Source organism: Erysipelatoclostridium sp. AM42-17, from assembly GCF_003480255.1.
In the GTDB taxonomy this organism is placed as follows: Bacteria; Bacillota_I; Bacilli_A; order Erysipelotrichales; family Coprobacillaceae; genus Faecalibacillus.
The window spans coordinates 25,617-34,572 of sequence record NZ_QUIN01000026.1 but is presented as its reverse complement, the minus strand read 5'-3'; the positions used below and the strand labels follow the sequence as shown (position 1 = coordinate 34,572).

At 30.0% G+C, this 8,956-nt stretch carries 9 protein-coding genes; 6 read left to right on the top strand and 3 right to left on the bottom strand.

Features of this window, described 5'->3' with window-relative positions; translation table 11 throughout:
• From DW911_RS11195 to DW911_RS09465, 5 genes are all read left to right on the top strand, one after another.
• Nucleotides 1-189: hypothetical protein (locus DW911_RS11195; RefSeq protein ID WP_233543058.1), on the top strand; the 189-nt coding region annotated here is incomplete at its 5' end.
• Entirely contained in the window at nucleotides 186-1,091 is a 906-nt protein-coding gene (gene nadA / locus DW911_RS09480) for a quinolinate synthase NadA (protein ID WP_118432729.1), read from the top strand. The genes DW911_RS11195 and nadA, both read left to right, overlap by 4 nt.
• A 12-nt stretch (nucleotides 1,092-1,103) precedes the next feature.
• Entirely contained in the window at nucleotides 1,104-2,414 is a 1,311-nt protein-coding gene (locus DW911_RS09475; RefSeq protein ID WP_118432730.1) for an L-aspartate oxidase, read from the top strand.
• The gene (gene nadC / locus DW911_RS09470) at nucleotides 2,404-3,243 is read left to right on the top strand and encodes a carboxylating nicotinate-nucleotide diphosphorylase (protein ID WP_442896712.1); all 840 of its coding nucleotides are present in this window, start codon (nucleotides 2,404-2,406) and stop codon (nucleotides 3,241-3,243) included. The genes DW911_RS09475 and nadC overlap by 11 nt, the downstream gene beginning before the upstream one ends.
• A gap of 226 nt (nucleotides 3,244-3,469) precedes the next feature.
• Nucleotides 3,470-5,128 carry a carbon starvation CstA family protein gene (locus DW911_RS09465; protein ID WP_118607749.1) on the top strand — a complete coding sequence of 553 codons (1,659 nt, stop codon included), beginning with the start codon at nucleotides 3,470-3,472 and terminating at the stop codon, nucleotides 5,126-5,128.
• Between the two features lie 64 nt (nucleotides 5,129-5,192).
• Here the strand turns inward: DW911_RS09465 and DW911_RS09460 are convergent, their stop codons facing one another.
• Genes DW911_RS09460 through tgt form a run of 3 tightly spaced genes read right to left on the bottom strand, consistent with a single transcriptional unit; the run spans nucleotide 5,193 to nucleotide 8,001 of the window.
• On the bottom strand, nucleotides 5,193-5,840 hold the full coding sequence (locus DW911_RS09460) for an epoxyqueuosine reductase QueH (RefSeq protein WP_118432733.1): 648 nt from the start codon (nucleotides 5,838-5,840) through the stop codon (nucleotides 5,193-5,195).
• On the bottom strand, nucleotides 5,840-6,865 hold the full coding sequence (gene queA, locus DW911_RS09455; RefSeq protein WP_118432734.1) for a tRNA preQ1(34) S-adenosylmethionine ribosyltransferase-isomerase QueA: 1,026 nt from the start codon (nucleotides 6,863-6,865) through the stop codon (nucleotides 5,840-5,842). The genes DW911_RS09460 and queA overlap by 1 nt, the downstream gene beginning before the upstream one ends.
• Nucleotides 6,865-8,001, bottom strand: a complete 1,137-nt coding sequence (gene tgt, locus DW911_RS09450; RefSeq protein ID WP_118432735.1) for a tRNA guanosine(34) transglycosylase Tgt — start codon at nucleotides 7,999-8,001, stop codon at nucleotides 6,865-6,867. Before tgt ends, queA begins: the two co-directional genes overlap by 1 nt.
• Before the next feature lie 202 nt (nucleotides 8,002-8,203).
• On the opposite strand from tgt, the gene DW911_RS09445 reads away from it, so the two are divergent.
• The gene (locus tag DW911_RS09445) at nucleotides 8,204-8,944 is read left to right on the top strand and encodes a MurR/RpiR family transcriptional regulator (protein ID WP_118432736.1); all 741 of its coding nucleotides are present in this window, start codon (nucleotides 8,204-8,206) and stop codon (nucleotides 8,942-8,944) included.
• The last annotated feature ends 12 nt before the right edge of the window (nucleotides 8,945-8,956 follow it).

Below are 8,956 nucleotides of genomic sequence, written 5' to 3'. Positions count from 1 at the left end.
CTACCAATACTATTTTTGTTTAAAACTAAAATATCAGATTATTTTAAATACTCGATAAAGCTTAACTCCTTTTTTGATAATTATGTTAATTTTCGCTATAAAATAGTTCACAAGATTAAGAAAAAGGAATATAATATGTTAGAAAAACTTGTTAAAATGTTCACAAAAGAAAATGGGGATGAAAAATGAATTTAGTAGAAAAAATAAAAAAATTAAAAGAAGAAAAAAATGTGGTAATTTTAGCACATTATTATGTAGAAGGTGAAGTACAAGATGTAGCTGACTATGTAGGTGATTCATACTTCTTAGCCAAAAAAGCAGTAGAAACAGATGCACAAGCGATTTTATTCTGTGGTGTTGAATTTATGGGTGAAAGTGCAAAAATTTTAAATCCTGAAAAAACAGTTTTAATGCCTGAACCAGAAGCAGATTGCCCAATGGCACATATGGCTAACATAGTAAGAATTAAACATGTAAGAGAAGAATATGATGATGTAGCTGTTGTTTGTTATATCAACTCAACAGCAGAACTAAAACAGTTTAGTGATGTTTGTGTTACTTCTTCTAATGCAATGAAGATAGTGAAAAACTTACCTCAAAAAAACATTTACTTTATACCTGATGAAAATTTAGGACGTTATATTGCAACGCAAGTACCGGAAAAGAATTTTATCTTTAATGATGGCTTTTGTCATGTTCATAAAGGAATCAGTAAGGAAGATATTGAAAAAGCGCGTGAATTACATCCAAATGCAAAAGTTCTTGTTCATCCTGAATGTCGTTTAGAAATTTGTGATATGGCTGATTATATAGGTTCAACTTCGGGAATTATTGATTTTGCTCATCAAGATGATAGTCAAGAATTTATTATTTGTACTGAAAGAGGCGTATTACACAAATTACAAAATGATAATCCTGATAAATCATTTTATTTAGTTAATAACCATCAAACATGTCCTAATATGAAAAAAATCACTTTAGAAAAAGTATGTTCAACATTAGAACAATTTAACCATGTTGTAGAAATGGATGAATTTGATCGTAAAAAAGCCTTACATCCATTAGAAAAAATGTTAGAACTAGCAAAATAGAGAGGAATTAAAATGAACACTTATTATGATGTTATCATTGTTGGAACAGGAGCAGCTGGTTTATTTGCCGCTTTAAGTCTTGATCCACAATTGAACATATTAATGATTACGAAAGATAAAGTAGAAAATAGTGATTCTTACTTAGCTCAAGGAGGAATCTGTACTTTAAAAAGTCCTGATGATTTTGATGCTTTTTATAATGATACATTAAAAGCAGGACACGGAGAAAATAATCCTGAATCAGTTAAAATTATGATTAAAAATTCTCCTCATATTATGAAAGAGTTAATGGATTATGGTGTAGAATTTGATTTAGATAAGCAAGGTAATCTTGCCTATACTCGTGAAGGGGCTCATTCTAATTATCGTATTTTACATCATCAAGATGTAACTGGAAAAGAAATCACAAGTAAACTGATTATGCAAGTTAAAAAAAGAAGTCATATTACTTTACTTGAAGATACAACAATGCTTGATTTAGTATGTGATCAAAATCAAGTTAAAGGAATTATTGTTTTACATGAAGGTGAAATTAAACAAATTAATAGTAAAGCTGTTATTTTAGCTACCGGTGGTATGGGAGGATTATTTAAGCATTCTACCAACTTTAGACATATTACCGGAGATTCTTTTGCGATAGCATTAAAAAATCATGTTGAATTAGAAAATATTAATTATATTCAAATTCATCCAACTACTCTATATACTAATAAAAATGAACGTAGTTTCCTTATTAGTGAATCAGTAAGAGGTGAAGGTGCTTATTTATTAAATAAAGATGGTGAACGTTTTACTGATGAATTACAACCTAGAGATGTTGTATCTAATGCGATTCGTGAACAAATGAAAAAAGACCATAGTGATCATGTATATTTAAGTGTTATGCATATGGATCATGATCAAGTCTTAAATCGTTTCCCTCACATTTATGATCGTTGTAAAGAAGAAGGATACGATATGTTTAAACAACCTGTACCTGTAGTACCTGCACAACATTATTTAATGGGTGGTATTAAAGCAGATACATGCGGAAAAACATCTATGACACAACTCTATGCTGTAGGTGAAACAGCATGTAATGGAGTTCATGGAGCTAACCGATTAGCGAGTAACTCATTGTTAGAAAGTTTAGTATTCGCTAAAAGAGCAGCCGGTGTTATTAACGAAACAATTGCTGAAGTAGAAAATAAACATTTAGATTATGATTTAACAAAATACCAAGATGTTGAAAAATTACAAAAAGAAAATCATAAGTTAGTGTTAGATGAAATTAAAAAGAGGGATGAAGAATTCTATGATAAATGGTGTCAATTTGAAAGTTAATATTGATCAATATATTTTAAATGCTTTACAAGAAGATATTACAAGTGAAGATGTAACAACAAATGCAATTATGAAAGAACGTGTAGAAGGTCATGTTGATTTGATTGCTAAGGAAGATGGAATTATTTGTGGATTAGAAGTATTTGAAAGAGCCTTTACATTATTAGATGAAGATACTAAATTTATATGTAAATATAAAGATGGTGATGAAATTAAAAAAGGTGATCATATAGGTGAAGTATGTGGTGATATCCGTGTTCTTTTATCAGGAGAACGCGTCGCTTTAAATTACTTACAAAGAATGTCTGGAATTGCAACTTATACCCATCGTGCTATCCAACATTTAAAAGGAAGTCATACTGTTTTACTTGATACACGTAAAACAACACCTAATAACCGTATTTTTGAAAAATATGCGGTTACTGTTGGTGGAGCCAAAAATCACCGTTATAACTTATCTGATGGTGTATTAATAAAAGATAACCATATTGGTGCAGCCGGTGGTGTAAAAGAAGCGATAGAAGCATGTAGGGCTTATGCACCTTTTGTAAGAAAAATAGAAGTTGAAGTAGAAAACTTAGAGATGGTAAAAGAAGCGATAGAAGCGAAGGCGGATATTATCATGTTAGATAATATGTCTGATGAGATGATGAAAGAAGCATTAAAGTTAATTGATCATCGTGCTCAAACTGAATGTTCAGGAAATGTTACACCAGAAAGATTAGAAAAAATTGCTCAATTAGGTGTGGATTTTGTATCTTCAGGAGCCATTACATATAATGCACCTGTTTTAGATTTTTCATTAAAAAACTTAAAACCATATGAATAAAAATACAATATAATGCGGATTGGAGAAGATATCATATCTTCTCTTTTTTGTTGAGAAATATTAATTATTTAGGTATTTTATAAAGAAAATTTTGAAACACAAAGTATATTCGATTTTTATAAAAAAATTCTAATAAAGATAAATTTAAAAAATAAATTTATAATATTGACAAATATATTAAATAGGATTATTATTCTCTTGTTCACATTTAGGGGGGTTATAAGTTATGAATGGATTAGCAATATTAGCTATTGTTATGATTATTTTACTTGTAGCGTATAAAGTTTATGGAACATATTTGGAAAAAACATGGGGTGTTGATGAAAAAGCACAAACACCTGCATACAAATATGAAGATGGTGTAGATTTTGTACCAACAAGTAAATTTGAAGTATTTACACATCAATTTTCTTCAATCGCAGGAGCAGGACCAATTACAGGACCAATCATTGCTTTAATGTTTGGATGGGTTCCAGCTTTAATTTGGATTGTTGTTGGTGGTATTTTCTTTGGAGCTGTACAAGACTTTGGTGCTTTATATGCTTCAGTTAAAAATGAAGGAAAATCAATGGGTATGATCATTGAGCAATATGTTGGAAAAACAGGTAGAAAAATGTTCATGTTATTCTGTTGGTTATTTACTTTATTAGTTATTGCAGCTTTCGTTGATATTGTTGCAGGAACATTTAACGGTTTCCCAGTAGATGCTGCTGGAAAAGTAGTTAAAAATACTATTAATGGATCAGTTGCTTCAATTTCATTATTATTCATTGTTGCTGCATTAGCATTTGGTTTATTTACACATTACTTTAAACCATCAGCTAAATTACAATTTGTAGTTGGTTTAGTATTATTTGTTGTCATCATGGTATTAGGAACTTATGTACCAGTTATGGCAAGTCGTAATGTATGGATTTTCGTTATTTTTGCTTATATCTTTGCAGCATCAGTTACACCAATGTGGTTATTAATGGAACCACGTGATTATTTATCTACATTCTTATTTGTAGGTATGATTATTGCTGCTGTAGTTGGTGTTTTAATTGCAAACCCAACAATGAATTCTCAAGCATTCGTTGGATTTGAAGTCAATGGAAGTTACATCTTCCCAACATTATTTGTTACTATTGCTTGTGGTGCCGTTTCAGGATTCCACTCATTAGTATCAAGTGGTACTTCTTCAAAATTAGTTAAAAATGAAAAAGATATGAAATTAGTTGGATATGGTTCAATGTTATTAGAAGCTTTATTAGCAACTGTAGCTTTAGTTGTTGCTTCAGCAGTGTTAAAAGATATGCCTGCAGGATCAACTCCATTCCAAACATTTGCTTATGGTGTTAATAGTTTCTTATCAACACTTGGATTACCTACACGTTTTGTTAACTGTTTTATTGCTATGGCTTTATCAGCATTAGCTTTAACTTCATTAGATTCAGTTGCACGTATTGGTAGAATGAGTTGGCAAGAATTATTTGTAGATGATAAAGAACAATCACCATTCATGAAATTCATTACTAATAAACATGTCGCTACACTTATCACTTTATTAGGTGGATACGTATTATGTATCGGTGGATATCAAAATATCTGGCCATTATTCGGTGCAGCTAACCAATTATTATCAGCATTAGTATTAATTTCATTATCAGTGTTCTTAAAAGTAACTGGAAGAAAAGGATTCATGTTATGGATTCCAATGACAATTATGTTAGTTGTTACTTTATCTTCTTTAGGATTATCAATTTATAAGATTATTAATGCTTGGATGTTAACAGGTACTATTGATTTTGCTACAAGTGGATTACAATTAATTATCGCTATCTTATTAGTTGTATTAGGTGTCATTGTTGCCTTCTACGATTTAAAGAAATTAAAGAAAGCATAAAAATAAAGCAACGATTTAATCGTTGCTTTTTGTATAATATAAAAGATACTGATTTTCAGTATCTTTATTTTTTTTCTTTATTTTTTTCTTTATTCTTTTCTCTTTCTAACATCTCTTTGTATGAATAGACACAACCACAATAATTTTGTCGATATAAATGATATTGATCGGCAAATCTAACTGATTTTAAATATCCATTATTCTTTTTAAAATCACTAAATAAGAATTGAGTTTTATCAATAGGGTAAGTACCTCCTATTTCATTAATCCATTGACTATTTTTATGAGGAGATACACTTAATACAGTTGTCCAATAATCAAAGTGATGTAACGAAGCATATAAATAAGCATCATGCATTCTTTTTTTATAACAAAAATAACATCTTTTACCACCTTCGGGTTCATTCTTATAGAAAGAAATATCTAGGTAGTAAGGTATCGGTTCATATTTTTTTTCAATGACTTGAATGTTTTGATGATAATCTTGATTAAACTGTTCAATAAAATGAACAAGTTCTTGATATCTTCTTTGATATTCTGTTTCTGGATAAATGTTAGAATTAGAATAATAGATAGTAATATCAAAGTATTCAATTAATTCTTTTATGACATTACCACTACAAGGACCACAACACACATGAAGTAATAAAGTAGGTCTACCTTGGATCTTTTCTAATTCTTCTTTGAATTTTAAATCATAATTGATTTTCATTATTTAATAAACATACTATCACCAAAACTAAAGAAACGATACTTTTCTTGAATAGCCTCATGATATGCTTTAAATATAAGTTCTTTTGAAGCAAAAGCACTAATTAACATGAGTAGTGTTGACTTAGGTAAATGAAAATTAGTAATTAAACAATCTATGGCTTTATATTGATATCCAGGATAAATAAAGATATCAGTATTTTCATGAGTTGCTGTAAATTTACCGTATTTTTGCATATTTGCTTCTAAAGTACGTGTAGATGTTGTTCCTACAGCAATAATTCTTCTACCTTCGGCTTTTGCTTTATTTAAGGCATCTGCTACATCAGGTTCAATCATATAATATTCACTATGCATATGATGTTCTAAAACATTATCTACTTTAACTGGTCTAAATGTTCCAAGACCTACGTGGAGGGTTACTTCTAAAATAGTAACACCTTTATCAATAATCTTTTGATTTATTTCATCAGTAAAATGTAAACCAGCAGTAGGTGCTGCCGCACTTCCTTCAATTTTAGCATATACAGTTTGATAACGATCTTTATCAGCCAGTTTTTCCTTAATATAAGGTGGTAAAGGCATGGTTCCTAATTGATCAAGTATTTCATAGAAAATACCATCATAAATCATTTCAAAAACACGAATACCTTCATCTTTAATTTCAATACACTTAGCTTTAAGTAAACCTTCACCAAAACTAATCACCGTATTCATTTTAACAATACGTGCATTTCCGCATAGACACTCCCAAGTATCTTTCTTTAACTCTTTTAATAATAAAACTTCTACATGACCATTTGTTTCTTCTTTAATACCAAATAAACGTGCAGGAATAACCTTAGTATTATTTCTTACTAAAACATCACCAGGTTTTAAATAATCAACAATGTCATAAAAATGTTTATGTTCAATAGAGCCTGTTTCACGATCTACAACCATTAAACGAGAAGTATCTCTTTTTTTAACAGGATGTTGAGCAATCAATTCTTCTGGTAAATCAAAATCAAATTCACTTAGTTTCATTAAAATGCCCTCTTATAAACGTCTCTTCCATATTGATCTAAGAATTCTTCCTTAAAATCTAAAAGACGATCTTCCTTAATTGCTTGTCTAATATCTTCTGATAATTTCAATAAAAATCTAACATTATGAATTGATAACAAAGTCTTACCAAATATTTCATCACTTTTATGTAAATGACGTAAATAAGCACGACTATAATTTTTACATGTATAACAATCACAATGAGGATCTAAAGGACCAAAGTCCTCTTTAAATTTTTCATTATTAATATTTAAACGACCTTCACTTGTCATTACGGCACCATGTCTTGCTACACGTGTAGGTAAAACACAGTCATACATATCAATACCACGAATAGCAGCTTCAATTAAGTCAATAGGATTACCAACCCCCATTAAATAACGAGGTTTATCTTCTGGTAGCCATTGAATTGTATCTTCAACCATTTTGTACATGACATCTTTAGGCTCACCTACACTTGTTCCCCCTATTGAATAACCAGGGAAATCCATTTTGACAAGTTCTTGAGCACAACGTTTTCTAAGATCAGGATACTCCCCACCTTGAACAATTCCAAATAGTGCTTGTTTATCAGTGTTTTTATGAGCATCTTTTCCTCTTTTGGCCCATCTTAAAGTTCTTTCCATGCTTTTTTTCATATAATCATAAGTACATGGATAAGGTGCACATTCATCAAATGACATAATAATATCTGCACCTAATTTATTTTGGATTTCAATTGCCTTTTCAGGAGATAAGAATAAAGCACGTCCATCAATAATGCTTTTAAACTTCACGCCTTCTTCTTCAATCTTACGTGTTTTTCCTAAAGAGAATACTTGGAAACCACCACTGTCTGTAAGCATTGGTCCATCATAATTCATAAAACGATGTAAACCACCGGCTTTTTCAACAATGTCTTCTCCTGGTCGTAACCATAAATGATATGTATTAGATAAAACAACTTGAGATCCCATTTCTTTTAACATTTCAGGAGCAATCCCTTTAACAGTAGCAAGAGTACCTACTGGCATAAACATAGGTGTTTCGACATCACCATGAGGTGTATGTAAGATGCCATAGCGAGCTCCTGATTGTTTACAAACATGTTTTAATTCAAATGAAATAGCTGCCATTTTTTTCCTCCATTCTTTAACTAAGTTATTATATAATAATTCATTTTAATAATCAATTTATACTTTTTTAATAAAAAATGCATTTTGTGATGATAATTTTCTATTTGTGTAAAGATATTGATTTTTTTGGAAAAATGTATTATTAATATAAGGTAAGGTTATTGTCATATTTGGTTAAATTATAAAAGAGTGGAGGGTAAATATGATATTTACATATGAACAAATTTCTCGTTTAAATGACACAGAACTTATTGTTTATAATTACATCATAAAAAATACCAAAAAAGTAGTTCGCATGAACATTCGTGATCTAGCCAAAGAAAGTCATGTATCAACAGCAACAATCAATCGTTTTTGTCATAAACTTGATTGTGATGGTTATGCTGAATTTAAAGTGCAACTTAAACAATTTATTGAAGTCAACAAAATGCCAGAAATTGATGATGAAATTACGATGCTCAATCAATTCTTTGAATTTTCTAAAGGAAAGGAATTTGAAGATAAGATAGACAAAGCTATACAATATATACAAGATAGTGATTTTATTGTCTTTTTAGGAATTGGACAAAGTGGGTCAATGGCTCATTATGGTGCTAGATTCTTTTCTAATATTGGTTACTATAGCCAATATATTGATGATCCATTCTATCCAACACCATCACAGCGTTTCGATAACTGTTTATTGATTGCTGTTTCTAATAGTGGTGAAACAAAAGAAGTTATTGAACAAATTAGATTATATCAAGGGGTACGATCTAAAGTTATCGCAATAACAAACGAAACTGATAGTACAATTTCAAGAATGGCAGATATTACCATACCATACTTTATTAAAAAGGTAATCTTACCATCAACAAAGAACATTTCATCTCAAGTTCCTGTTGTGTATATCATTGAAAGAATGGCTAGAAAATTACAAACAATTAAGAATCAAGAAATTTAAAAGAGAAAAGGT